This is a genomic window from Pseudomonas sp. S60, from assembly GCF_016647865.1.
GTDB lineage: Bacteria > Pseudomonadota > Gammaproteobacteria > Pseudomonadales > Pseudomonadaceae > Aquipseudomonas > Aquipseudomonas parafulva.
Genome location: NZ_JACVVH010000008.1, coordinates 22975 through 46654, shown reverse-complemented (window position 1 = coordinate 46654; position 23680 = coordinate 22975). Strand labels below are relative to the sequence as shown.

The 23680-nt window shown below is 56.8% G+C and carries 34 protein-coding genes; 1 reads left to right on the top strand and 33 read right to left on the bottom strand.

Features of this window, described 5'->3' with window-relative positions:
• Nucleotides 1–5 precede the first annotated feature (5 nt).
• The 7 genes from IAE33_RS06110 to IAE33_RS06080 form a co-directional block, all read right to left on the bottom strand.
• Nucleotides 6–1238, bottom strand: coding sequence for an ATP-grasp domain-containing protein (locus IAE33_RS06110; RefSeq protein WP_201162790.1), 1233 nt, complete (start codon nt 1236–1238; stop codon nt 6–8).
• Nucleotides 1235–2110 carry an iron-containing redox enzyme family protein gene (locus tag IAE33_RS06105; protein WP_201162789.1) on the bottom strand — a complete coding sequence of 292 codons (876 nt, stop codon included), beginning with the start codon at nt 2108–2110 and terminating at the stop codon, nt 1235–1237. The genes IAE33_RS06110 and IAE33_RS06105 overlap by 4 nt, the downstream gene beginning before the upstream one ends.
• Before the next feature lie 10 nt (nt 2111–2120).
• Nucleotides 2121–2567, bottom strand: a complete 447-nt coding sequence (locus tag IAE33_RS06100; protein WP_201162788.1) for a DUF3291 domain-containing protein — start codon at nt 2565–2567, stop codon at nt 2121–2123.
• Nucleotides 2564–3022 carry a VOC family protein gene (locus IAE33_RS06095; RefSeq protein ID WP_201162787.1) on the bottom strand — a complete coding sequence of 153 codons (459 nt, stop codon included), beginning with the start codon at nt 3020–3022 and terminating at the stop codon, nt 2564–2566. Before IAE33_RS06095 ends, IAE33_RS06100 begins: the two co-directional genes overlap by 4 nt.
• Before the next feature lie 12 nt (nt 3023–3034).
• Nucleotides 3035–3790 (bottom strand): HalD/BesD family halogenase, encoded by a 756-nt coding sequence (locus IAE33_RS06090; RefSeq protein WP_201162786.1) that lies wholly within the window; start codon nt 3788–3790, stop codon nt 3035–3037.
• Between the two features lie 952 nt (nt 3791–4742).
• A complete protein-coding gene (locus IAE33_RS06085; RefSeq protein WP_201162785.1) occupies nt 4743–5294 on the bottom strand; it encodes a single-stranded DNA-binding protein in 552 nt (183 codons plus the stop codon).
• A 9-nt stretch (nt 5295–5303) separates the two neighbouring features.
• Nucleotides 5304–6698 (bottom strand): MFS transporter, encoded by a 1395-nt coding sequence (locus IAE33_RS06080; RefSeq protein WP_201162784.1) that lies wholly within the window; start codon nt 6696–6698, stop codon nt 5304–5306.
• 129 nt (nt 6699–6827) lie between these two features.
• Between IAE33_RS06080 and uvrA the strand changes: the two genes are divergently transcribed.
• Complete coding sequence (uvrA, locus tag IAE33_RS06075; protein ID WP_201162783.1) at nt 6828–9662, top strand: excinuclease ABC subunit UvrA; 2835 nt, start codon at nt 6828–6830, stop codon at nt 9660–9662.
• Between the two features lie 30 nt (nt 9663–9692).
• Here the strand turns inward: uvrA and bfr are convergent, their stop codons facing one another.
• The 26 genes from bfr to rplB form a co-directional block, all read right to left on the bottom strand.
• A complete protein-coding gene (gene bfr, locus IAE33_RS06070) occupies nt 9693–10157 on the bottom strand; it encodes a bacterioferritin (protein ID WP_028633076.1) in 465 nt (154 codons plus the stop codon).
• A 163-nt stretch (nt 10158–10320) separates the two neighbouring features.
• Complete coding sequence (locus IAE33_RS06065; protein WP_201162782.1) at nt 10321–11760, bottom strand: catalase; 1440 nt, start codon at nt 11758–11760, stop codon at nt 10321–10323.
• Nucleotides 11761–11931: 171 nt separating this feature from the next.
• A complete protein-coding gene (gene rplQ / locus IAE33_RS06060; protein ID WP_003255451.1) occupies nt 11932–12318 on the bottom strand; it encodes a 50S ribosomal protein L17 in 387 nt (128 codons plus the stop codon).
• A 42-nt stretch (nt 12319–12360) separates the two neighbouring features.
• Complete coding sequence (locus IAE33_RS06055) at nt 12361–13362, bottom strand: DNA-directed RNA polymerase subunit alpha (protein ID WP_028633078.1); 1002 nt, start codon at nt 13360–13362, stop codon at nt 12361–12363.
• A gap of 22 nt (nt 13363–13384) precedes the next feature.
• On the bottom strand, nt 13385–14005 hold the full coding sequence (rpsD, locus tag IAE33_RS06050; protein WP_201162781.1) for a 30S ribosomal protein S4: 621 nt from the start codon (nt 14003–14005) through the stop codon (nt 13385–13387).
• A gap of 15 nt (nt 14006–14020) precedes the next feature.
• A complete protein-coding gene (gene rpsK / locus IAE33_RS06045; protein WP_003255454.1) occupies nt 14021–14410 on the bottom strand; it encodes a 30S ribosomal protein S11 in 390 nt (129 codons plus the stop codon).
• 18 nt (nt 14411–14428) lie between these two features.
• Nucleotides 14429–14785, bottom strand: a complete 357-nt coding sequence (rpsM, locus tag IAE33_RS06040; protein ID WP_003257112.1) for a 30S ribosomal protein S13 — start codon at nt 14783–14785, stop codon at nt 14429–14431.
• A 131-nt stretch (nt 14786–14916) separates the two neighbouring features.
• Nucleotides 14917–15033, bottom strand: coding sequence for a 50S ribosomal protein L36 (rpmJ, locus tag IAE33_RS06035; protein WP_201162780.1), 117 nt, complete (start codon nt 15031–15033; stop codon nt 14917–14919).
• A gap of 28 nt (nt 15034–15061) precedes the next feature.
• The gene (gene secY / locus IAE33_RS06030; RefSeq protein WP_003257108.1) at nt 15062–16393 is read right to left on the bottom strand and encodes a preprotein translocase subunit SecY; all 1332 of its coding nucleotides are present in this window, start codon (nt 16391–16393) and stop codon (nt 15062–15064) included.
• Nucleotides 16394–16828, bottom strand: a complete 435-nt coding sequence (rplO, locus tag IAE33_RS06025; protein WP_028633079.1) for a 50S ribosomal protein L15 — start codon at nt 16826–16828, stop codon at nt 16394–16396. It abuts the gene before it with no gap.
• A gap of 3 nt (nt 16829–16831) precedes the next feature.
• Nucleotides 16832–17008, bottom strand: coding sequence for a 50S ribosomal protein L30 (gene rpmD / locus IAE33_RS06020; protein ID WP_023535007.1), 177 nt, complete (start codon nt 17006–17008; stop codon nt 16832–16834).
• Nucleotides 17009–17010: 2 nt separating this feature from the next.
• Nucleotides 17011–17511 (bottom strand): 30S ribosomal protein S5, encoded by a 501-nt coding sequence (gene rpsE / locus IAE33_RS06015; RefSeq protein ID WP_003255465.1) that lies wholly within the window; start codon nt 17509–17511, stop codon nt 17011–17013.
• A 3-nt stretch (nt 17512–17514) separates the two neighbouring features.
• The gene (gene rplR, locus IAE33_RS06010) at nt 17515–17865 is read right to left on the bottom strand and encodes a 50S ribosomal protein L18 (protein WP_009397496.1); all 351 of its coding nucleotides are present in this window, start codon (nt 17863–17865) and stop codon (nt 17515–17517) included.
• A gap of 10 nt (nt 17866–17875) precedes the next feature.
• Nucleotides 17876–18409 (bottom strand): 50S ribosomal protein L6, encoded by a 534-nt coding sequence (gene rplF, locus IAE33_RS06005; protein ID WP_003255469.1) that lies wholly within the window; start codon nt 18407–18409, stop codon nt 17876–17878.
• Nucleotides 18410–18421: 12 nt separating this feature from the next.
• Complete coding sequence (rpsH, locus tag IAE33_RS06000) at nt 18422–18814, bottom strand: 30S ribosomal protein S8 (protein ID WP_008089805.1); 393 nt, start codon at nt 18812–18814, stop codon at nt 18422–18424.
• Nucleotides 18815–19023: 209 nt separating this feature from the next.
• Nucleotides 19024–19329, bottom strand: a complete 306-nt coding sequence (gene rpsN, locus IAE33_RS05995) for a 30S ribosomal protein S14 (RefSeq protein WP_009397499.1) — start codon at nt 19327–19329, stop codon at nt 19024–19026.
• A 13-nt stretch (nt 19330–19342) separates the two neighbouring features.
• Nucleotides 19343–19882, bottom strand: a complete 540-nt coding sequence (rplE, locus tag IAE33_RS05990; protein ID WP_003255474.1) for a 50S ribosomal protein L5 — start codon at nt 19880–19882, stop codon at nt 19343–19345.
• A gap of 20 nt (nt 19883–19902) precedes the next feature.
• The gene (gene rplX / locus IAE33_RS05985; protein WP_003255476.1) at nt 19903–20217 is read right to left on the bottom strand and encodes a 50S ribosomal protein L24; all 315 of its coding nucleotides are present in this window, start codon (nt 20215–20217) and stop codon (nt 19903–19905) included.
• 11 nt (nt 20218–20228) lie between these two features.
• Nucleotides 20229–20597, bottom strand: coding sequence for a 50S ribosomal protein L14 (gene rplN, locus IAE33_RS05980; RefSeq protein WP_002555479.1), 369 nt, complete (start codon nt 20595–20597; stop codon nt 20229–20231).
• Nucleotides 20598–20620: 23 nt separating this feature from the next.
• A complete protein-coding gene (rpsQ, locus tag IAE33_RS05975) occupies nt 20621–20887 on the bottom strand; it encodes a 30S ribosomal protein S17 (protein ID WP_023534981.1) in 267 nt (88 codons plus the stop codon).
• Nucleotides 20888–20889: 2 nt separating this feature from the next.
• Nucleotides 20890–21081, bottom strand: a complete 192-nt coding sequence (rpmC, locus tag IAE33_RS05970; RefSeq protein WP_002555481.1) for a 50S ribosomal protein L29 — start codon at nt 21079–21081, stop codon at nt 20890–20892.
• Nucleotides 21081–21494 (bottom strand): 50S ribosomal protein L16, encoded by a 414-nt coding sequence (gene rplP, locus IAE33_RS05965; RefSeq protein WP_003255479.1) that lies wholly within the window; start codon nt 21492–21494, stop codon nt 21081–21083. The genes rpmC and rplP overlap by 1 nt, the downstream gene beginning before the upstream one ends.
• Nucleotides 21495–21506: 12 nt before the next feature.
• The gene (gene rpsC, locus IAE33_RS05960) at nt 21507–22193 is read right to left on the bottom strand and encodes a 30S ribosomal protein S3 (protein ID WP_023535026.1); all 687 of its coding nucleotides are present in this window, start codon (nt 22191–22193) and stop codon (nt 21507–21509) included.
• 13 nt (nt 22194–22206) lie between these two features.
• Nucleotides 22207–22539, bottom strand: coding sequence for a 50S ribosomal protein L22 (rplV, locus tag IAE33_RS05955; protein ID WP_003103908.1), 333 nt, complete (start codon nt 22537–22539; stop codon nt 22207–22209).
• Between the two features lie 11 nt (nt 22540–22550).
• Complete coding sequence (gene rpsS, locus IAE33_RS05950; protein ID WP_010486981.1) at nt 22551–22826, bottom strand: 30S ribosomal protein S19; 276 nt, start codon at nt 22824–22826, stop codon at nt 22551–22553.
• A gap of 16 nt (nt 22827–22842) precedes the next feature.
• Entirely contained in the window at nt 22843–23667 is an 825-nt protein-coding gene (rplB, locus tag IAE33_RS05945; protein ID WP_027915105.1) for a 50S ribosomal protein L2, read from the bottom strand.
• Nucleotides 23668–23680: the final 13 nt, after the last annotated feature.

Below are 23680 nucleotides of genomic sequence, written 5' to 3'. Positions count from 1 at the left end.
TGACACTATGCAAGCCTAAGCTTCAGGCGCTCATGAACGATCTCGGCCTCCCTGCGAAGTACCTCGCAATCCTCATGAATAAGGTAGACAACGCCCCAGGACGACAGAAAGTCTCGCGTCACCTCTATAACCTCACCCACCTCCACAAGGAAACTAAGCTCATGGAACGACTCAAGCTGCTCAATCAGAGTTACGCCCTCAAACCCTGTAACGGCACCGCTTTGTTCAGAGATCAGACAACAGATGCAGAAGTGCTTGTTGTAGCAGGGCACCGGCAAGTTGAGCGGCGCTTGGCCTAGGTGGATATCTATATTCAGGTCGTAGCAGTTCAGCCCTGTGCACAGCTCTATCAAGGAGGGCACATTTGCTCCAGGCATGCGCCCGTTTTGCTCGATGATGAAATGACCTGCTGAATTGAACTTGAACTCGACATCGTTGATGCCGAAGTTGGCTTCAATGGCTGAGTTGACCTGCATTACGTAGGTAAAAGCCTGTTGCGCCTGGACGCTTATGGGCGAAAGGGATCGAATAGTGCGATAAATACTAGGGTACCCATCAATTTGGATTTTTTCGTACTCGGCAAAGCAGAGTATTTGCCGCCCTGCCGCTCCAAGATTTGCTGTAACGATGAAGTACTCAGGACCCTCCACAAAAGCCTCTACCAGGGTATGTTTCTCCTCCTCCCAGCTGGTCTCGCCATTGCTTTCAATGGTAGAGATGGCCTTGTAGAGATCACGATTGGAATGACAGACCTTAACATTCTTCGCGCCCGTGCCCTGGCTCGGCTTCACAACAACAGGGAAAGCAATAACTGGATTATGCCCGTTGATCAAAACATCCATGGACAGCCTGAGCGAAGAAGTGACCGGAACACCTTCCTGGTGCAAACGACGCTTCATTTCAAACTTGTTCAACCTCGCCATGCACGTTTCTAGCGGATTGCCGACCACCCCAAAATGAGCGGCTAACCGGTCACAGATACGCAATGCTGAATCGGAGCCTGGGATAACTGCAATCACTGCCTTGTCGGCCATACACGCTTTCGCTTGCTCCAGGCTTTCAATATGCACTACCTCGTCAAATTCACTAACAGAATGCAACCTCTGAAGGCGCCCTGGAAATCGACTACAGGTGACCAGCGCCATTGCGTGATATCCCTTACGACGGATATCCTGTCCATATCGTCGGCCTGAACTGATCGGATCAACGACCACTACCGTCTTTCGCTGAATACTCATGTCAGACTCCGCATCGCTTTGTACATGTAATGGTAATAACGCAGCGCGATGTTGTAGCGAGTCATTACGCCCAGCGAGAGCTCACGCACCACATCCTCGCCACAAGCTGAATAGTGCTGCAGCACCGTTTCGTACCAAGATGCACTGTGTCGGGTGTCAATACCGATGTGAGCCTTGTGATAAGCAATTACGTCCTTCGGCAGGCCCAGACGCTCCATCCCCGCGGTAGTGGCCCCAAAACGCACCGGCGCAGATCCCTCTACCAATCCCATTGCTCCGATAAGGCGCATATTGTATTCACGACGTACTGCCCACATCAGCAGAATGTTGCCGTTCATCAAGCATTCAAGAGGGGAAGCATCTAGACTGATTCCTGACTTCCTCAGCAGGTCACGCATGTAGTTGGATGAAGTCCGGAACATCGTGCTATGCACGGCGGCAAAATCCCCATTCCCCATTTCATCCCAGTAGTTTTCCCCGGCAACCATCTTGCAACGAATAGGCATTCCAAGTTGGGCCATTGCCATGAGGTCATCAAAAGAACCGTCCACCATTTCTTCCATACAGATATAATAAGCTATCTGCTCCGCACTTGCGTCGTGGCGTATGAAATCGATAAAGAAGCGAATATCCTCATTGATCCTCGTCTCGTATACCAAATACCACTGCAGAAACGCCCTTTGCGTTGATGGCAGTTCCCGGAGATCAATACGGCACTCTTCGGCAGCAATCCATTCATCCTCAAAACATTCCACTGCATCCCGGGATAACCTGACTGATCGTCGTGCGGCCACAAGCTGTGCAGGATCTCCGAGAAAACAGCGATAATAGTCTGCTAGTTGCTGTTGTATATTTCGATCCATTTGAGTCATATTTCTTTCCTCAGTACAATACCGTTGGGAATTCACTGGAGCGCAGGTCGAAAGCGTCATGGGACGGACCGATCTCGTATAACTTGGTGAGGCGATCATGAGCCTCGCGTAGGGTGGGAACATGGCTAGACTCGACCCACCACAAAACTACCCGGGGCCATGAAATTGGATCAAACCATTCCCCGCCACGCTGTATAAATTTTTTGTGCGGCGTGTTATAGAGAAAGTCTTTCAGTGATTCGACATCCCGCCACAGCGAGAGGGTGTAGAGATAGCCCTTGCCCCATAAGTCATCCAGCAATAGCTGCTCCTCAGCAGTGTCACGCCATATGAATCCGGGGTGCTGCTCCGCCAAGTCGTTTACATAAGCTGTCGAACTGTAGAAGTCCTTCATTTTCGCGTGCCCTTTGGGAAATTTCGGCTTCACCAGATCGAACTGCGCGAGTCTGCGTTTCATATCGCCTCCCAACGCTGGATTTCAATGATGTTCCGATCGGGATCACGCACGTAGGCAAATGTACAGACGCCCAGCGGAACAACTGACTGCTTCGCCAATGTTCCAAGCATCGATCCGCCGGCACTGACAACTTTTGCGCAAACGGCTTCCAGATTTGAAACCTCAAATGCAATGTGTGTAAAGCCATTTGAGTTCGCCACCTTTTCCGGTTGTTCATCAGCTTCAGCGTACTGAAATACCTCCAGTGTCGGACCGTCTTCTTCGAACCCGGGCAACCTAAGATGGATACCTTCAATTTCTGGATCGATTAACCCTGTACCTTTCGCGACCGACTGCCCTGAAAGTCTGCGCACGGGGCCAATGGGAATGCAGCCGAAAACTTCAATATAAAACTTGGCTGACTTCTTCCAGTCTCTAGTAACCAGATTAGTGTGTGCATATTTTACTTCAGCCATACTCACCCCCTACTAGTCACGAAACACGAAAGTTTCATGCTCAACCTGCCGATCCTTATCACGCGCTCTTTCCCAAGTAGTATTGAGAATGATGCGAGTGGCATCTTCTGTAAGTGGTTTAACACGGTGCAGCGTGGTGTCGGCCTTCAACAGATAAACATCTCCCGTCACATGAAAATAAGAGTCAATCTTGTTCTCTACCAACAGATTCTCAACCCGTGAATTTTGTTTATCCCAATTTGTGTGGGGTACGCACTCCAACAAGCCACCCGACTCAAGCTTCGGAGCTTCAACCACCCATATTATCGTGTAGGGATAATCTCCCCAATGCCAGCCATGCGTATCACCAAGCTTGTGCTGACTATTGATGATAAAGTTATCCCATTTCCATGGCGTCGGAATGATTTCCTCTTTAACGATATGGCTGATCAGGCTCATCAAATAGCGAGACTTGTAAGCCTGCGGAATGTAGCGACCATGAACTTCTATACTTTCCTGGGGAACATTGCTCAAATACCGCGGTGTATTGCCTGTAGACTCAATGAGAAAGTCACGGCGCTTTGCATAATTCTCCAGCAGATATTTCACATCTGTAGAAATTTCTTGACGAACCGAGGGATCAATCAGATGATTGATCTTCAAATAACCATCTCTAGCGAACCGATGCTGCTCCCAGAAAAAATCCCTGCCCTCGAAGGGATCCGACTCTAATACAGAGTTATCATGTGCAACACTTTTCTCAACAGCAGACTGCCCTGACATATACATCCTCCGAACTCATTAAGATTTTGTGTGCTTGCAAGCACATAAACACCCTAACTATTTATAGCGCTCGGATATACCTAGCCGGTGGATTTTCAATAATTCCTCGGATCGCATAATAGGAATCAAAAAACGCCATTGCTAACCCGCTCCGTTGAGCACCTCAAGTTCAGATTCATACGGCGCTCAACCCTATTGATCGGCTGTTCGCCAGCGCGACAGTTACGCACATAATTTCTGAATTATCCGCATGGCGGATGGAGCGATGAACTCGTCGCTACAGCGGGTGGTCGAGTTTGTCGAGCAGGATTGTCCGACAGCGGTCAAACTTAGGGCGCACCCTCCTACATTCGGCGGGCGCCACCATCCGACGTTACCTCCGCTTCGAGATACCGGCGGATTAACCTGAGCGCCTTACCACCCGGCGTTCAACACAGGCCATCATGATGTAGATGCTGATACGGTTGGAGAACTTTCACAGATCAAGCGCTACCCACCCGCCAGGGCCTGCCGTTACGTGGACTCGGCCCCCTATCGGCGGCTTGATGGTCGCGACTGCCCGGACGAAAGCCATATCTGCTGTCTGAACTCAATGAATCCAAGATTGGCGTGGTCTGTTGCTGCAATGACTTTCCTGCTTATACCCTAAGTTCTAAGCCACAACGTTCCGAGCAAGTCTCAGGCTCTCGCGATTTGCGCTACCTCCCCAGGTGTGCCACCTCCCTCCTCTTACTGTTCGTCAAGCCAGCATTTTCCTCGGGCTGCGTCAGATTCGCAGTCACCCGCCCGCGCCCCTACGGCTGACACTTTCCTTTGCTCCATATGTTGACGACGTTCACCATCAGGCCCTACGCGCCAAACGGGTTGCGCTTACGCGTAACGCACCATTCCTGGCGCCAAAAAAAAACCCAGAGCAACTGCCCTGGGTTTCTGGTCTCGCTAAACGCGTACCGTTCGATCAGAACGGAATATCGTCATCAAAGCTGTCAAAGTCTGCGGCCGGCTGCTGTGCAGGCTGCTGCTGCGGCGCCGGGCGTTGCTGCTGTTGTGGCTGCGGGCGCGAGGCCTGCTGGCGGGGGGCCTGGTTGTATTGCTGCTGCGGCTGGCCGCCACCGTAGTTGCCACCACCCTGATTGTACGGGTCACCGCCTTGCTGCTGGTTCTGCGGGCGACCGCCGAGCAGCTGCATGGTGCCGTTGATGTCGACGATGATTTCGGTGGTGTAACGCTTGATGCCGTCCTTTTCCCACTCGCGGGTCTGCAGCTTGCCTTCGATGTAGCACTGCGAGCCTTTGCGCAGGTATTCGCCGGCAATCTCGGCAACCTTGCCGAACAGCGACACACGGTGCCACTCGGTACGCTCGACCTTCTGGCCCGACTGCTTGTCGGTCCACTGCTCGCTGGTAGCCAGGCTCAGGTTGGTCACGGCGTTACCGTTGGGCAGGTAGCGGACTTCGGGATCCTGGCCACAGGTGCCGACCAGAATGACTTTGTTAACCCCACGGGCCATAACGTTCTCCTAGGCTTCGCACGCCGCTGAGGCTGGGTTTACCAGGCGCTCCAGGGTCGTGCGGTCCAAAATTTTCGTATCCAGTTTGATGTAGACGGCTGCTTCCTCTGCCACCACCACGGCGTCGGTCACGCCAGGCACGGCCATCAGCCGCGTGGCCAAGCCGGCTTCGTTTGCGGCCTCAGGCGTCAAGGGCATGCGCAGGCTGGTCACATACGGCGGCTCGTTCATGCTCAAGGCGACGACCAGCCAGATGGGACACAGTATTGCGCAACCGAGGAACACCAGGTTCAGCCCGCCGTGCTGGAACAACCAGCCGCCCATGATGCCGCCCAAGGCCGCACCGAGAAACTGGCTGGTGGAGTAAACCCCCATCGCCGTCCCTTTGCCACCGGCGGGTGACACCTTGCTCACCAGCGAAGGCAGCGATGCCTCCAGCAGGTTGAATGCAGTGAAGAATACCACGGTGCCGATCACCAGTCCGCGCAAACCGTCAGCCCACTGCCAGAAGAACACCTCCACCAGCAGCAGCACACTGACCGCCCCGGCCAGCACACGTTTCATCTTGCGCTTTTTCTCGCCGTAGATGATGAACGGCACCATTGCAAAAAATGAGACGAACAACGCGGTCAGGTATACCCACCAGTGCTGCTCCTTCGGCAGGCCGCCACGCTCGACGAACGCCAACGGCAGTGCGACAAAGCTTGCCATGAGGATGGCGTGCAGGATGAAGATGCTCGCGTCCAGGCGCAAAAGGTCCGGGTGGCGCAGGGTTGGCCCGATGGCCTGGCGTGCCACGCCGGATTCGCGGTGCTGCAACAGGGTGTGGGTGGCCGGCACCACGAACGCGATGAGGGCGATCCCGACCAGGGCAAGACCTGCAGTGGCAAGGAACAAACCTGACAACCCGAAGGCACTTGTCAGCAGTGGCCCGACGACCATCGCCACGGCGAAGGACAAACCGATGCTCATGCCGATCATGGCCATGGCCTTGGTGCGGTGCTGTTCGCGGGTGAGGTCGGACAGCAGCGCCATGACGGCGGCAGAAATAGCCCCGGCGCCCTGCAGGATGCGCCCGGCGATTACGCCCCAGATCGAGTCCGCCTGGGCCGCCAGCACACTGCCCAGGGCGAACACCACCAGCCCGAGGTAGATCACCGGGCGCCGGCCGATACGGTCGGACACCATGCCGAACGGGATCTGCAACACCGCCTGGGTCAGGCCATAGGCACCGATGGCCAGGCCGATCAGCGCCGGCGTTGCGCCTGCCAGGTCCATCCCGTAGGTGGCAAGCACCGGCAAGACCATGAACATGCCCAGCATACGAAAGGCAAAGACCAAGGCCAGGCCGCCAGCGGCGCGGGTTTCGCTGCTGCTCATGCGCTCGTTGTGGGTGTCGTGCATGGATTAATCTCGTATGAACCGGCGGCGATTCTATCAGTCCGACAGCTTGACGGCATCTACGCGACGCTTTGCCGCGTACTGGCAGGGCGCCGTATAATTCTTCGTTTATGCCCGCCGAGCGAGGCCGCAGTGGACAAGATCCTGATTCGTGGGGCACGTACCCACAACCTGAAGAACATCGACCTGACCCTGCCCCGGGACAAGCTCATCGTCATCACCGGCCTGTCCGGTTCGGGCAAGTCATCCCTGGCCTTCGATACCCTGTATGCCGAGGGCCAGCGCCGTTACGTCGAATCGCTGTCGGCCTACGCCCGGCAGTTCCTGTCGATGATGGAAAAGCCAGACGTCGACACCATCGAAGGCCTGTCACCGGCCATCTCCATCGAACAGAAGTCTACCTCGCACAACCCGCGCTCTACCGTGGGTACCATCACCGAGATCTACGACTACCTGCGCTTGCTGTATGCCAGGGTCGGCACCCCCCGCTGCCCGGACCACGACATTCCGCTGGAGGCGCAAACGGTCAGCCAGATGGTGGACCTGGTGCTGGAGCGCCCTGAGGGCAGCAAGCTGATGCTGCTGGCCCCGGTGATACGCGAGCGCAAAGGCGAGCACCTTGCCGTGTTCGACGAGCTGCGCGCACAAGGCTTCGTGCGGGCCCGGGTCAATGGCAAGCTGTATGAGCTGGACGAAGTGCCCAAGCTGGACAAGCAGAAAAAGCACAGCATCGATGTGGTCGTGGACCGTTTCAAGGTGCGTGCCGACCTGCAGCAGCGCCTTGCAGAGTCGTTCGAGACTGCCCTCAAGCTGGCCGATGGTATCGCGCTGGTCGCGCCGATGGACGATGAACCCGGTGAAGAGACGATTTTCTCGGCGCGCTTCGCATGCCCCATTTGCGGCCATGCCATCAGCGAGCTGGAACCCAAGCTGTTTTCCTTCAACAACCCGGCCGGCGCCTGCCCCACCTGTGATGGCCTGGGGGTTAAGCAGTTCTTCGACACCAAGCGCCTGGTCAACGCCGAATTGACGCTTGCAGAGGGAGCGATACGCGGCTGGGACCGGCGCAACGTCTACTACTTCCAGATGCTCGGGTCACTGGCCGCGCACTATGGCTTTAGCCTGGACGAGCCCTTCGGCGAGCTGGCCCCTGAACACCAGAAGGTGATCCTGCAGGGCAGTGGCAAGCAGAGCGTCGACTTCAAGTACCTGAATGACCGGGGCGACATCGTCAAGCGCTCGCACCCGTTCGAAGGCATCGTGCCGAACCTGGAGCGCCGCTATCGCGAAACCGAGTCGGCTACCGTGCGCGAGGAACTGGCCAAGTTTCTGGGCACTCAGCCCTGCCCGGACTGCCGCGGCACCCGCCTGCGCCGTGAAGCGCGCCATGTCTGGGTGGGTGAGAAAACCCTGCCAGCCGTCGCCAACATGCCCATTGGCGATGCCAGCGGCTATTTCAGTGAACTGACCCTGACCGGCCGGCGCGGTGAAATTGCATCGAAGATTCTCAAGGAGATCTGTGAGCGCCTGCAGTTTCTGGTGAACGTCGGGCTCGACTACCTGACCCTGGACCGCAGCGCGGAAACCTTGTCCGGTGGCGAGGCGCAGCGTATTCGCCTGGCCAGCCAGATCGGCGCAGGCCTGGTGGGGGTCATGTACATCCTCGATGAGCCGTCCATCGGCCTTCATCAACGGGACAACGACCGCCTGCTGGCCACGCTCAACCACCTGCGCGACCTGGGCAACACCGTGATCGTGGTTGAACACGACGAAGACGCCATCCGCCTGGCTGACTACGTGGTGGACATCGGCCCGGGTGCCGGTGTGCATGGCGGGCAGATCGTGGCTGAGGGGACGCCGCAGGAGGTCATGGACCACCCTGATTCGCTGACCGGCAAATACCTGTCGGGGCGCAAGAAAATCGTCGTGCCGGCCAAGCGCACGCCGCGCAACAAGAAGCTGCAGCTCAAGCTCAAAGGCGCGCGTGGCAACAACTTGCAGAACGTCGACCTGGAAATCCCGATCGGCCTGCTGACCTGCGTGACAGGGGTATCCGGGTCGGGCAAATCGACACTGATCAACAACACCTTGTTCCCCCTGGCTGCTACCGCGCTGAATGGCGCCAGTACGCAGGAAGCAGCGCCACACGCCAGCATGGATGGCCTGCAGCACCTGGACAAGGTGGTAGACATCGACCAGAGCCCCATTGGCCGAACGCCCCGCTCCAACCCGGCCACCTACACCGGCATCTTCACGCCGATCCGCGAGCTGTTCTCCGGCGTGCCAGAGTCACGTTCACGGGGCTACGGCCCTGGCCGGTTCTCGTTCAACGTGAAAGGCGGGCGCTGCGAAGCGTGCCAGGGCGACGGCCTGATCAAGGTAGAGATGCACTTCCTCCCGGACATCTACGTGCCCTGCGATGTGTGCAAGAGCAAGCGCTACAACCGCGAAACGCTGGAGATCAAGTACAAGGGCAAGAACATCCACGAAGTGCTGGAAATGACCATTGAAGACGCTCGTGAGTTCTTCGATGCCGTACCGGCACTGGCGCGCAAGCTGCAGACGCTGATGGACGTCGGCCTTTCCTACATCAAGCTCGGCCAGTCGGCGACCACGTTGTCGGGTGGTGAAGCGCAGCGGGTGAAGCTGTCACGTGAGCTGTCCAAGCGCGATACCGGCAAGACCTTGTACATTCTTGACGAGCCGACCACAGGGCTGCACTTTGCGGATATTCAGCAGTTGCTGGATGTATTGCACCGGCTGCGCGACCACGGCAACACCGTGGTGGTGATTGAACACAACCTGGATGTGATCAAGACGGCTGACTGGTTGGTGGACCTGGGGCCGGAAGGCGGTTCCAAAGGTGGGCAGATCATTGCCTGCGGAACCCCCGAAGAGCTGAGCAAGATGAAGCAGTCTTACACAGGGCACTACCTCAAGCCGCTGTTGGAGCGGGACAAGGCATAAGCAAAAGGGGCCGCTTAGCGGCCCCTTCCATTACATCTGCGACTGCAAGTAGTTCTGCAGGCCAATGGCTTTGATCAAACCCTGCTGCTTCTCCAGCCAGTAGGTGTGATCTTCTTCCGTATCGGCCAACTGGGCTCGCAGAATGTCACGGCTGACATAGTCCTTGTGCAGCTCGCACAGTTCGATGCCTTTGCACAGCGCGCCGCGCACCTTGTACTCCAGCTTCAGGTCGGCTTCGATCATCTCTGGCACCGTGGTACCCACCTCCAGATCGTCCGCACGCATGTCTGGCGTGCCCTCGAGCATGAGGATGCGGCGCATCAACGCGTCGGCGTGCTGGGTTTCTTCTTCCATCTCGTGGTTGATACGTTCATAGAGCTTGGACAGGCCCCAGTCTTCATACATCCGTGAGTGAATGAAGTACTGGTCGCGCGCTGCCAGTTCGCCCTTCAGCAACGTGACGAGGTAATTGATTACGTCCGGGTGGCCTTGCATCGCCCTGCTTCTCCATATGAAAACGTCTATGGCACATAGTGTGAACCAGCTTTGCGCCACGGTCACTGAGAAATGCGCAATTCGATGCAAAAAATCGGGCAAACAGTAGTGATATTCATTGAAAAACCGCCCAAATGAGGGCGGTTCTTCTTATCACTTCGACTTAGGCGAGGTTCACGCCCAACGCTTTGGCAATGCCCTCCCCATACGCCGGGTCAGCGTTGAAGAAGTACTGCAACTGGCGCTGGATGACATCTTCACTCACACCCGCCATGGTGCCGGCAATGTTGTTGATCAGCAGCGACCGTTGGGCTTCGCTCATCAGACGGAACAGCGCCCCGGCGTGGCTGTAATAGTCGTTGTCCACACGGTGGTCGTGGCGGTCTGCTGCGCCACTGAGGGCCAAGGCCGGTTCAGCGTGAGCTGGCGACTGCTTGGGGGCGTCAGCGTAGCTATTGGGCTCGTAGTTGGGTGCACCGCCATAGCTGCCCGTGGCCATGGAACCATCACGCTGGTAGCTGTTTACGGCGCAGCGTGGCGCGTTTACTGGAAGGTGCTGGTGGTTGGTGCCTACCCGGTAGCGATGCGCGTCGGCGTAGGCGAATACGCGGCCTTGCAGCATGCGGTCAGGCGACAGGCCGACGCCCGGCACCATGTTGCTCGGGCCAAACGCGGCCTGTTCAACTTCAGCAAAGTAGTTGAGCGGGTTGCGGTTGAGCTCCAGCACACCCACTTCGATCAGTGGGTAGTCTTTCTGAGACCAAGTCTTGGTGACGTCGAACGGGTTCTCGGCGCGGTTGGCTGCCTCAGCTTCGCTCATCACCTGGATGCACACCGTCCAGCGCGGATACTCACCGCGGTCGATCGCTTCGAAAAGGTCGCGCTGAGCGTAGTCGGGGTCAGTGCCTGCCAGGCGTGCGGCATCGGCAGGTGCGAGGTTCTTGATGCCCTGCTGAGTCTTGAAGTGCCATTTCACCCAGGTGCGCTCACCTTGTGCACTGATCAGGCTGTAGGTGTGGCTGCCAAAACCATGCATGTGCCGGTAGCCGTCCGGGATACCGCGGTCGGAGAACAAAATGGTGACCTGGTGCAGCGCCTCAGGCGAGTGCGACCAGAAGTCCCACATCATCTGTGCATTCTTCAGGTTGGTCTGCGGGTGACGCTTCTGGGTATGGATGAAGTCCGGGAATTTCAGCGGGTCGCGGATGAAGAACACCGGGGTGTTGTTGCCAACGATGTCCCAGTTGCCCTCTTCGGTGTAAAACTTCACGGCGAACCCGCGGGGGTCGCGCTCGGTGTCGGCCGAGCCGCGCTCACCCCCCACGGTGGAGAAACGCAGGAACGTCTCGGTCTGCTTGCCGACTTGATCGAACAGCTTGGCGCTGGTGTATTGAGTGATGTCACGGGTAACCGTGAAGGTGCCATAAGCACCCGAGCCCTTCGCGTGAACACGGCGCTCCGGAATGTTTTCACGGTTGAAATGGGCGAGCTTCTCGATGAGGTGGAAGTCATCGAGCAGCAACGGGCCGCGAGGGCCGGCAGATCTGGAGTTCTGGTTATCGGCTACAGGTGCGCCGCTTGCGGTGGTGAGAATCTTGCTCATGGGCTCTCCTTATCAACATTCGGTGCCGTTGGATCGGCTTGAGGGAGAGTATCGACGAGCGGCAGCCTTAAACCAAATTCATTAACTGATTCATATCAATAGAAAAAGACAATTTTAGCGAGCACAAAAAACCGGGCACTAGGCCCGGTTTCTTGTAGCAGACAGAACGTCTTACTCGGCAGCTTCTACAGCACCACCGACTGGACGATCAACCAGCTCGACGTACGCCATAGGCGCGTTGTCGCCAGCGCGGAAACCGCACTTCAGGATGCGCAGGTAGCCGCCCTGACGGGTGGCGTAGCGCTTGCCCAGATCGTTGAACAGTTTGCCAACAGCGGACTTCGAACGGGTACGGTCGAAGGCCAGACGACGGTTAGCAACGCTGTCTTCCTTGGCCAGGGTGATCAGCGGCTCGGCAACGCGACGCAGTTCCTTGGCTTTCGGCAGGGTGGTTTTGATCAGCTCGTGCTCGATCAGCGACACTGCCATGTTCTGGAACATAGCCTTGCGGTGAGAGCTGGTACGGCTCAGGTGACGTCCACTTTTACGATGACGCATGATTCATTCCTTACCAAACACTACGTTCGGTGATTACGACGATCAGGCGGTCGCCTTGTCGTCTTTCTTAAGACTTGCAGGCGGCCAGTTGTCGAGGCGCATGCCGAGAGACAGACCACGAGAGGCCAGGACGTCCTTGATTTCGGTCAGGGACTTCTTGCCGAGGTTAGGAGTTTTCAACAGCTCTACTTCGGTACGCTGAATCAGGTCGCCGATGTAGTAGATGTTCTCCGCCTTCAGGCAGTTGGCCGAACGTACAGTCAGTTCCAGGTCGTCAACCGGGCGCAGCAGGATCGGATCGATCTCGTCTTCCTGCTCGACTACGACAGGCTCGCTGTCACCCTTGAGGTCGACGAACGCGGCCAGCTGCTGTTGCAGGATGGTCGCAGCGCGGCGGATAGCCTCTTCAGGATCCAGGGTGCCGTTGGTTTCCAGATCAATGACCAGCTTGTCCAGGTTGGTACGCTGTTCAACACGGGCGTTCTCGACCACATAGGCGATACGACGCACCGGGCTGAAGGAGGCGTCCAACTGCAGACGGCCAATGCTACGGCTTTCGTCTTCGTCGGTCTGACGGGAGTCGGCCGGCTCGTAACCGCGACCACGAGCTACAGTGAGCTTCATGTTCAGGGCGCCATTAGACGCCAGGTTCGCGATTACGTGATCGGGGTTGACGATCTCGACATCGTGATCCAGCTGAATATCGGCAGCGGTAACCACCCCCGAACCCTTTTTCGACAAGGTCAGCGTAACTTCGTCACGACCGTGCAGTTTGAGAGCCAGGCCTTTCAGGTTCAACAGGATTTCAATGACATCTTCCTGTACACCTTCGATCGCGGAGTACTCATGGAGTACGCCATCGATCTCGGCCTCGACTACTGCACAGCCAGGCATGGAGGACAACAGGATGCGGCGCAGCGCGTTGCCCAGGGTATGGCCGAAGCCACGCTCGAGAGGCTCGAGCGTGATCTTGGCGCGGGTCGGACTGACTACCTGCACATCAATATGGCGGGGAGTCAGGAACTCATTTACCGAAATCTGCATGGATGCACCTATTTTCTAGCCCTTACTTGGAGTAGAGCTCGACAATCAGGTTTTCGTTGATGTCGGCAGACAGGTCGCTGCGAGCAGGAACGTTCTTGAAAACGCCCGACTTTTTAGCAGCATCCACATCAACCCACTCAACGCGGCCACGCTGGGCGCACAGTTCAAGGGCTTGAACAATGCGCAGCTGGTTCAGCGACTTCTCACGAACCGCGACCACGTCACCCGGACGAACTTGGTAGGATGGAATGTTTACAGTTTTACCGTTGACGGTGATCGCTTTGTGCGAAACCAGCTGACGGGACTCGGAACGAGTCGAGCCGAAGCCCATACGGTAAACGACGTTATCCAGGCGGCACTCGAGCAGTTGCAGCAGGTTCTCACCGGTTGCGCCTTTTTTCGAGGCTGCAGCCTGGTAGTAACCGCGGAACTGACGCTCCAGTACACCGTAGATACGACGAACTTTCTGTTTCTCGCGCAGCTGGGTACCGTAGTCGGACTGACGGCCACGGCGCTGGCCGTGGATACCTGGGGCTGCTTCGATGTTGCACTTCGATTCCAGAGCGCGAACGCCGCTCTTCAGGAAAAGGTCAGTGCCTTCACGGCGAGACAGTTTGCATTTTGGACCAATGTAACGTGCCATTTATCTGTCTCCTGATTACACGCGACGCTTCTTCGGCGGACGGCACCCGTTATGCGGGATTGGCGTCACGTCGGTGATGCTGGCGATCTTGTAGCCGCAGCTGTTCAATGCACGAACGGCGGACTCACGACCTGGACCTGGACCCTTGACGTTAACGTCGAGGTTCTTCAGACCGTATTCCAGCGCAGCTTGACCAGCACGCTCGGCAGCAATCTGAGCTGCGAACGGGGTGGATTTGCGCGAACCACGGAAACCCGAACCACCGGAGGTCGCCCAGGACAAAGCATTGCCCTGACGGTCGGTGATGGTCACGATGGTGTTGTTGAAAGACGCATGGATGTGGGCGATGCCATCAACCACTGTCTTTTTGACTTTCTTACGAGGACGAGCAGCAGGTTTTGCCATGTCTATATTCCTGGGCGATTACTTGCGGATCGGCTTACGCGGGCCCTTACGGGTGCGTGCGTTGGTCTTGGTGCGCTGACCGCGAACCGGCAGACCTTTACGATGACGCAGGCCGCGGTAGCAACCCAGGTCCATCAAGCGCTTGATCTTCATGTTGATGTCACGACGCAGGTCACCTTCGGTGGTGAACTTCGCAACTTCGCCACGCAGGGTTTCGATTTGCTCGTCGCTCAGATCCTTGATCTTTGCGGCTGGGTTTACGCCAGCGTCTGCACAGATTTTCTGTGCAGTGGTGCGACCAACACCATAGATGTAGGTCAGCGAGATAACAGCATGCTTGTTATCTGGAATGTTAACGCCTGCAATACGGGCCATTCAGTGGGACTCCAATTGACAGCTACCTACGCCCCGGAAGCCAAGAAATAGGGCGCGAGATAATATCGCTGTAGAAACGAATAATCAACCCAGCAGCACACTAGCTGCTGGGTTTGAAGCACAGGTCACACTCAGCCTTGGCGCTGTTTGTGACGCGGTTCTGCGCTGCAGATCACTCGTACGACGCCTGCGCGACGGATGATCTTGCAGTTGCGGCACAGCTTTTTCACCGATGCACGAACTTTCATTACCGACTCCTCGAACCTTAGGGGCGTATCAGCGCAGCAAACCGCTGCCACCGTAGCCTTTCAGGTTGGCTTTCTTCATCAGGGATTCGTACTGGTGCGAAACGAGGTGCGATTGTACTTGGGACATGAAGTCCATCACAACCACTACCACAATCAGCAACGAGGTCCCGCCAAGGTAGAACGGCACATTTGCTGCCACCACCAGGAACTGGGGCAGAAGGCAGACGGCCATCATGTAAAGAGCACCGAACATGGTCAAACGGGTCAGAACGCCATCAATGTAGCGCGCCGACTGCTCACCAGGACGGATACCCGGAATAAAGGCACCGGACTTCTTCAGGTTTTCCGCTACGTCTTTCGGGTTGAACATCAGCGCTGTGTAGAAGAAGCAGAAGAAAATGATCCCTGCACTAAACAGCAAAATGTTCAACGGCTGACCAGGAGCGATCGACTGCGAGATGTCCTGCAGCCAGCCCATACCTTCGGACTGACCGAACCAGGCACCCAGCGAAGCCGGGAACAGCAGAATGCTGCTCGCGAAGATGGCCGGGATAACCCCCGCCATGTTCACTTTCAGCGGCAAGTGGCTGGTCTGCGCAGCGAAGACCTTGCGGCCCTGCTGACGCTTGGCGTAATGAACGGCGATGCGCCGCTGACCACGCTCAATGAACACCACGAAACCGATAATCGCTACTGCCAGCAAACCGATAGCGACCAGGGCGAAGATGTTGATATCGCCTGTGCGCGCAGACTCGAAAGACTGCCCGATTGCTCTCGGAAGACCGGCAACGATACCTGCGAAGATCAACATCGAGATACCGTTGCCCACACCGCGCTCGGTGATCTGCTCGCCCAGCCACATCATGAACATCGCGCCCGCCACAAACGTGGAGACGGCGACGACATGGAAGCCCAGGCCTACAGAAAACGCCACGCCCTGGTTGGCCAGGCCAATGGACATGCCAATGGCTTGTACCAGCGCCAGGATAACGGTGCCGTAGCGGGTGTACTGGCTGATCTTGCGACGGCCAGCTTCACCTTCCTTCTTCAACTGCTCCAGTTGCGGGCTGACCGCAGTCATCAGCTGCATGATGATCGATGCCGAAATGTACGGCATGATCCCCAGTGCAAAGATGCTCATGCGCTCAAGCGCGCCACCGGAAAACATGTTGAACAAGCTAAGAATGGTCCCCTCATTCTGCCGAAACAGATCCGCCAGCCGGTCTGGATTGATGCCAGGAACCGGGATATGCGCACCTATCCGATAGACGATGATCGCCATGAACAGAAAGCGCAGACGAGCCCAGAGTTCCGACATCCCGCCCTTACCGAGCGAAGAGAGAGCACCTTGCTTAGCCATTTATTCCTCGAACTTGCCGCCAGCTGCTTCGATAGCCGCACGCGCACCCTTGGTGGCTGCGATGCCCTTGATGGTAACTGCGCGAGTGACTTCGCCAGACAGCATGATTTTCACACGCTGAACGTTCTGGCCAATCACGTTGGCATCCTTCAGGGACTGCACGGAAACCACGTCGCCTTCCACCTTGGCCAGCTCGGACAGACGCACTTCTGCGCGGTCCATGGCTTTCAGGGAAACGAAGCCGAATTTCGGCAGACGACGGTGCAGCGGCTGTTGACCGCCTTCGAAGCCCGGAGCGATGGTGCCACCGGAACGGGAGGTCTGACCTTTGTGACCACGGCCACCAGTCTTGCCCAAACCGCTACCGATACCACGACCCGGACGATGCTTCTCGCGACGGGAACCCGGCGCTGGACTCAGATCATTGAGTTTCATCGATTAACCCTCGACCTTCAGCATGTAGTAAGCCTTGTTGATCATCCCGCGGTTCTCGGGAGTATCCTGGACTTCTACAGTGTGACCGATGCGACGCAGGCCCAGGCCTTTAACACACAGGATGTGGTTAGGCAGGCGGCCGGCGGTGCTCTTGATCAGCGTTACTTTTACGGTTGCCATGATCAGAAGATCTCCTCGACGCTCTTGCCGCGCTTGGCAGCAATGGATTCAGGAGATTGCATGGCTTTCAGACCCTTGAAGGTGGCGTAAACCACGTTCACTGGGTTGGTCGAACCGTAGCACTTGGCCAGAACGTTCTGAACACCAGCAACTTCCAGGACAGCACGCATTGCGCCACCGGCGATGATACCGGTACCTTCCGAAGCAGGCTGCATGTAAACCTTCGAGGCGCCGTGGGCAGCCTTGGTGGCGTACTGCAGGGTGGTGCCCTTCAGGTCAACCTGGATCATGTTGCGGCGAGCAGCTTCCATGGCTTTCTGGATCGCAGCAGGTACTTCGCGCGATTTGCCACGGCCGAAGCCAACACGACCTTTACCATCACCTACCACGGTCAGCGCGGTGAAGGTGAAGATACGGCCGCCTTTTACGGTTTTGGCAACGCGGTTAACTTGAACCAGCTTCTCGATGTAGCCTTCGTCGCGCTTTTGATCGTTATTTGCCATAACTTAGAACTCCAGCCCGCCTTCACGAGCAGCATCAGCCAGCGCTTTGACGCGGCCATGGTACTTGAAGCCAGAACGGTCAAAGGCAACTTGAGATACACCGGCGGCTTTCGCACGCTCAGCTACCAGCTTGCCAACCTTAGTGGCCGCGTCGATGTTGCCAGTGGCGCCATCACGCAGTTCTTTGTCCAAGGTCGAGGCACTTGCCAGAACCTTGCTGCCGTCGGCCGAAATGACCTGGGCATAGATGTGCTGCGAGGAGCGGAACACGCACAGGCGCACGACTTCGAGTTCGTGCATCTTGAGGCGTGCTTTGCGAGCGCGACGCAGTCGAGTAACTTTTTTGTCGGTCATTTGCTAGGCCCTACTTCTTCTTGGCTTCTTTACGACGGACTACTTCGTCCGCGTAACGCACACCTTTACCTTTGTAAGGCTCTGGCGGACGGAAATCGCGGATTTCAGCGGCCACCTGACCCACCAGCTGCTTGTCGATACCCTTGATCAGGATGTCGGTCTGGCTTGGGGTTTCAGCGGTGATACCGGCTGGCAGTTCGTAGTCCACTGGATGCGAGAAGCCCAGAGCCAAGTTCAGGACGGTGCCCTTTGCCTGTGCCTTGTAACCAACACCGACCAGCTGGAGCTTGCGCTCGAAGCCTTGGCTTACGCCCTGGACCATGTTGTTCACCAGAGCGCGGGTGGTACCGGCCATGGCGCGAGCTTGCTGATCACCGTTGCGAGCGACGAAACGCAGCTCGCCAGACTCTTCGGTAACTTCAACAGACGAGTGAACGTTCAGTTCGAGAGTGCCCTTGGCACCCTTCACCGAAAGCTGCTGGCCGGCGAATTTGACTTCGACGCCTGATGGCAGCTTAACGGGGTTCTTAGCGACGCGAGACATGCCTATCTCCCCTTAGAACACTGTGCACAGAACTTCGCCGCCGACACCGGCAGCGCGCGCAGCGCGATCAGTCATCACACCTTTGTTGGTGGAGACGATAGACACGCCCAAACCGCCACGTACTTTCGGCAGGTCTGTGACGGACTTGTACTGGCGCAGGCCTGGACGGCTGGAGCGCTTCAGTTCCTCGATGACCGGACGGCCTTCGAAGTACTTCAGTTCGATCGACAAGGAAGGCTTGGCCTCACCAGTTACCTGGTAGCCGGCGATGTAACCTTCGTCCTTCAGAACTTTGGCAACCGCGACCTTCAGGGTAGAAGAAGGCATGCTTACGACGGACTTTTCAGCCATCTGGGCATTACGGATGCGAGTTAGCATGTCCGCTAACGGGTCCTGCATACTCATGGGCTAGATGCTCCTGATACAAGAATTATTAGCCTTGCGGCTATCACAACCACCTGAGCAGGCAGGGTAAAGTACCCAGGCCCAGGTGAGCCGGTCATTCTAGACACAACGCAGAAACGAAACAAGCCCCATAGAGGGGCTTGTTTGTGGGCGAGGTCACCGGCGGTCGGAAGATTGCTCCCCTTCCACTGGGACCACACCAGCAGTGCTTACCAGGAGGCCTTGACCAGACCTGGTACGTCACCACGCATTGCAGCTTGACGCAGCATGTTACGGCCCAGGCCGAACTTACGGTATACACCGTGAGGACGACCGGTCAGGCGGCAACGGTTGCGCAGGCGGGCAGCGCTGGCATCACGCGGTTGCTTCTGCAGCGCGACAACGGCAGCGAAACGCTCTTCAGGAGAAGCGTTCAGGTTGACGATGGTCGCTTTCAGCTCGGCACGCTTTTTAGCGTACTTGGCTACCGTGAGCTGACGCTTCAGCTCGCGGTTTTTCATGCTCTTCTTGGCCATTTTCCTACTCCAATCAGTTGCGGAACGGGAACTTGAAAGCACGCAGCAGAGCGCGGCCTTCGTCGTCCGAACGAGCAGTGGTGGTCAGGGTGATGTCCAAACCGCGCAGAGCATCGATCTTGTCGTAATCGATTTCCGGGAAGATGATCTGCTCTTTCACGCCCATGCTGTAGTTGCCACGGCCATCGAAGGACTTGGCATTCAGGCCGCGGAAGTCGCGAACCCGAGGCAGGGAGATCGCCAGCAGGCGGTCCAGGAATTCGTACATCTTGTCGCTACGCAGGGTCACCTTGACACCGATCGGCCAGCCTTCGCGGACTTTGAAGCCAGCGATGGATTTGCGAGCGAAGGTCACAACCGGCTTTTGACCGGTGATCTTTTCCAGGTCGGCAACAGCGTGCTCGATGACTTTCTTGTCACCGATGGCTTCGCCCAGACCCATGTTCAGGGTGATTTTGGTAACGCGCGGAACTTCCATCACGTTCGACAGCTTAAGTTCTTCCTTAAGCTTAGGAGCGATTTCGTTCCGGTAAATCTCTTTCAGTCGTGCCATGGTCTTCTACCTAGCAGTGTTCAAGCATCAACCGCTTTTTGGGTCGACTTGAAGACACGAATTTTCTTACCGTCTTCTACTTTGAAACCAACGCGGTCAGCCTTGTTGGTTTCACCGTTGAAGATGGCAACGTTGGAAGCGTGCAGAGGCGCTTCTTTCTCGACGATACCGCCCTGAACGCCCGCCATCGGGTTAGGCTTGGTATGACGCTTGACCAGGTTCACGCCACCGATGACCAGACGGTCGTCAGCGAGAACCTTCAGCACCTTACCGCGCTTACCTTTGTCTTTGCCGGCGATCACGATGATCTCGTCGTCACGACGAATCTTTTGCATGTCGGATCTCCTTACAGCACTTCAGGGGCGAGCGAGACGATCTTCATGAACTTCTCGGTACGAAGTTCACGGGTCACTGGCCCGAAGATGCGAGTGCCGATCGGCTCTTGCTTGTTGTTCAGCAGAACAGCAGCGTTGCCGTCGAAACGAATGATGGAACCGTCGGCGCGACGAACACCGTGACGGGTGCGCACAACAACAGCGGTCATCACCTGGCCTTTTTTGACCTTACCGCGCGGAATCGCTTCCTTGACGGTAACTTTGATGATGTCACCGATGCCGGCGTAACGACGGTGCGAACCGCCGAGCACCTTGATGCACATGACGCGACGAGCGCCGCTGTTATCGGCCACATCGAGCATGGATTGAGTCTGAATCATAAAATTTCTCCGACCCTTAGCCCTTAGACTTCAACAGCGCGTTCGAGGACTTCAACCAGTGCCCAGGACTTGGTCTTGGCCAGCGGACGGGTTTCGGTAATGGAAACCTTGTCGCCGATTTTGCACTGGTTAGTTTCGTCGTGCGCGTGCAGCTTAGTCGAACGCTTAACGTATTTACCGTAGATCGGGTGCTTGACGCGACGCTCGATCAGAACGGTGATGGTCTTGTCCATTTTGTCGCTGACGACACGGCCAGTCAGCGTACGGACGGTTTTTTCAGCTTCAGCCATGATCACTTACCTGCCTGCTGGTTGAGCACAGTTTTCACGCGAGCGATGTCACGCTTAACTTGCGAGAGCAGGTGCGACTGCCCCAACTGGCCAGTTGCTTTCTGCATGCGCAGATTGAACTGGTCGCGCAGCAAGCCGAGCAGTTGCTCGTTCAGCTGCTGTGCCGATTTTTCACGAAGTTCATTCGCTTTCATCACATCACCGTCCGCTTAACAAAGGAGGTGGCGAGAGGCAGCTTTGCAGCAGCCAGGGCGAAAGCTTCGCGCGCCAGCTCTTCAGAAACACCCTCGATCTCGTACAGGACTTTACCTGGCTGGATCTGGGCAACCCAGTACTCCACGGAACCCTTACCTTTACCCATACGAACCTCAAGAGGCTTTTTGGAGATCGGCTTGTCCGGGAACACACGGATCCAGATCTTGCCGCCACGTTTTACGTGACGGGTCAGCGCACGACGTGCGGACTCGATCTGGCGAGCGGTGAGGCGACCGCGAGCAACAGCTTTCAGGGCGAATTCGCCGAAGCTGACTTTGCTACCGCGCAGCGCCAGACCACGGTTGTGGCCAGTCATCTGCTTGCGGAATTTTGTACGCTTTGGTTGCAACATTTGGCGTACCCCTTACTTAGCAGCTTTTTTACGAGGCGCTGGTGCTTGTGGTTTCAGTTCTTCTTGGCGACCACCAATTACTTCGCCTTTGAAGATCCAAACCTTCACACCGATCACACCGTAAGTGGTGTGAGCTTCGTAGGTGTTGTAGTCGATATCGGCACGCAGGGTGTGCAGAGGCACACGACCTTCGCGATACCACTCGGTACGAGCAATCTCAGCGCCGCCGAGACGACCGCTCACCTGGATCTTGATGCCCTTGGCACCAATACGCATGGCGTTCTGCACGGCGCGCTTCATGGCGCGACGGAACATTACGCGGCGTTCCAGCTGCTGAGCTACGCTTTGCGCAACCAGCATGGCGTCGAGTTCCGGCTTGCGGATCTCTTCGATGTTGATGTGCACAGGCACACCCATCTGCTTGGTCAGGTCCTGACGCAGCTTCTCGACATCCTCACCCTTCTTGCCGATAACGATACCGGGACGAGCGGTGTGGATGGTGATGCGTGCAGTTTGAGCCGGACGATGAATATCGATACGGCTTACGGACGCGCTTTTTAGTTTGTCGTGGAGGTACTCACGCGTTTTCAGATCCTTCAACAGGTAATCTGCGTAAGTAGCACCGTCTGCGTACCAGACGGAGGTGTGCTCCTTGACGATTCCCAGGCGAATGCCAGTGGGATGTACTTTCTGACCCATCTGATCGACTCCGTTACTTGTCCGCAACCTTGACAGTGATATGGCAAGACCGCTTGACGATGCGATCAGCACGGCCTTTGGCACGTGGCATGATGCGCTTCAGCGAACGCCCTTCGTTGACGAAAACGGTGGAGACCTTCAGGTCATCAACGTCTGCGCCTTCGTTGTGTTCGGCGTTGGCTACGGCCGACTCGAGGACTTTCTTCATGATTTCAGCGGCTTTTTTGCTGCTGAAGGCCAACAGGTTGAGCGCTTCGCCCACCTTCTTCCCGCGGATCTGGTCGGCGACCAAGCGGGCTTTCTGGGCGGAGATGCGAGCGCCCGACAACTTAGCGGCTACTTCCATTTCCTTACCCCTTAACGCTTGGCTTTCTTGTCAGCCACGTGCCCGCGGTAGGTGCGGGTACCGGCGAACTCGCCCAGTTTGTGGCCGACCATGTCTTCGTTCACCAGAACGGGGACGTGTTGACGACCGTTGTGTACGGCGATGGTCAGACCGACCATTTGTGGCAGGATCATCGAACGGCGCGACCAGGTTTTAACTGGCTTGCGATCGTTCTTCTCCACCGCCACTTCGATCTTCTTCAAGAGGTGAAGATCGATAAAAGGACCTTTTTTCAGAGAACGTGGCACTGTCGTATCCCTCTAGTTACTTGCGACGACGGACGATCATGTTGTCGGTACGCTTATTACCACGGGTTTTAGCACCCTTGGTTGGGAAGCCCCATGGCGATACCGGATGACGACCACCGGAGGTACGACCTTCACCACCACCGTGTGGGTGGTCAACCGGGTTCATGGCAACACCACGAACGGTTGGGCGAACGCCGCGCCAGCGTTTGGCACCAGCTTTACCCAGCGAACGCAGGCTGTGCTCGGAGTTCGAGACTTCGCCCAGGGTCGCACGGCACTCAGCCAGGACTTTACGCATTTCACCAGAGCGCAGACGCAGGGTCACGTAGACACCTTCGCGAGCGATCAGCTGAGCCGAGGCACCAGCGGAACGAGCGATCTGTGCACCTTTACCCGGCTTCAGTTCGATGCCGTGAATGGTGCTACCTACTGGAATGTTGCGCAGCTGCAGGGAGTTACCGGCCTTGATTGGGGCCAGTGCACCTGCGATCAGCTGGTCGCCAGCGCTCACGCCTTTAGGGGCGATGATGTAGCGACGCTCACCGTCTGCGTAGCACAGCAGGGCGATGTGAGCAGTACGGTTTGGATCGTATTCGATACGCTCGACAGTGGCGGGGATGCCATCTTTGTCGTTGCGACGGAAGTCGACCAGACGGTAATGCTGCTTATGACCACCACCTACGTGACGCGTGGTAATACGGCCATTGTTGTTACGACCACCAGACTTCGATTTCTTCTCGAGCAGCGGTGCGTGAGGAGCGCCTTTGTGCAGCTCCTTGTTGACCACCTTGACCACGAAACGGCGGCCAGGGGAAGTCGGTTTGCATTTAACGATTGCCATGATGCACCCCTTC